The organism is Roseiconus lacunae, assembly GCF_008312935.1.
GTDB classification, from domain to species: domain Bacteria; phylum Planctomycetota; class Planctomycetia; order Pirellulales; family Pirellulaceae; genus Stieleria; species Stieleria lacunae.
Window position 1 is genome coordinate 1 of sequence record NZ_VSZO01000069.1, and the last position, 1,304, is coordinate 1,304.

At 55.0% G+C, this 1,304-nt stretch carries 1 protein-coding gene; it reads left to right on the forward strand.

The genetic code is table 11. The annotated features are described in order from the left end of the window. Positions 1-891: 891 nt before the first annotated feature. On the forward strand, positions 892-1,035 hold the full coding sequence (locus FYC48_RS28020; protein WP_160149710.1) for a hypothetical protein: 144 nt from the start codon (positions 892-894) through the stop codon (positions 1,033-1,035). Positions 1,036-1,304 lie beyond the last annotated feature (269 nt).

Genomic DNA, 1,304 nt, shown 5'->3' on the forward strand with positions numbered 1-1,304 from the left:
GTCCAACTTCCAGCCGGCGGCAAGCGTAGCCTGACGAACCATGTGATGAACGGGAGTCGCGGGCGCTGCTGTTTCCAGAGTTCACGATGTTTGGCCGCGACCCCGTTATCACCACCGTTCGTCGTGCTACATCAGGTTCGTTGGTTCATTCACCTTCGAGTGCGGATCAGATCCGACGCCTGTCGTCGCGACTGAAATCGGGCCCATCGCATGATGACGCGACCTCTGTTTCCTGGTGATCGCTCTTGATGTCACGGTTTGATAGAGCATCTTCTCCAACCGGATGGTGGCTTGGTGATTCGCAGCGCAAGTCACTTTCGTCGTACCGGATGACTCGCGTAGATGCCCATTGCTTGGCAGAGGAACATCAGTCGCCTATTGATCGCACCTGATGTCGCGGTTCGGTTGTCACTCCTGGCTTACCGTATTGATTCACGTACCGGCCCATCCATTGGCCACGGAACCTCTGTCGCCTGTTGATCGCATTGGTGATCACGGTTTGATATCGGAATCCCGCTTGACATTGACGCCCATCACCATGCAAGGATTGCTACAATAAATTACGACCGTCCAACTTCTAGCCGGCGGCAATCGTAGCCTGACGAACAAAGTGGTGCACCGCAGTCGGCGAGTTGGGTTTACATTTGTGTTTACATCACTCGCGCCGACGCGGTGACCACAATCGTTCGCGATGCCATCCGACGCCCGGTGGTGAGGCCCACTGTTTTTTGCGATCTCTAGAATCGCTAACGGTTCATCGATGATCAATGGTTTTGTTCCGTGCTCAGAAGAAGCCCATCGCCTATCGATGTTGCTTCAGATCGTAGACGGTTTGACAGATGGCGACTAGCCAACGCCTGATAGGAACGGATCTTGGCATACTGCACTCCAATGTCGCCAATCGTTATGTCACGTGACCTCTGTTTCCTGGGATTCGCTTCGAATATCGCGGGGCAGTTGATCGTATTGGATGCGAGGTTGTTCTTCGATTCACTTGATTTGACGCACAAGCGGATGCGGACAACCGACGCCTGACTGGGACGCCGGATGTCACTTCAGGTATTCAATCGGTTACACTGGCAAATGGCGACGGTGCTTCGTGCTGTCGTTGCGCGCGGGCTCGCGAACAATCGGATGCACACGGAGCAACGGAGTCGGGGGCCTTTGGGTTTTAGTTTTTACTTGATCGCCGTTGCCCGGTGATCCTAGCCGTTCGCCCAATCAAAATGTTGACACGACCCAACGACGGTGGCGGCACGACACTGGTCCTCGCTGACAGCGACGACCTAGCTTCCGTGCCCGAA

Coding starts and splice junctions, on each gene's coding strand:
- FYC48_RS28020 (WP_160149710.1), top strand. CDS start 892: ATGTCGCCAATCGTTATGTCACGTGACCTCTGTTTCCTGGGATTCGCT.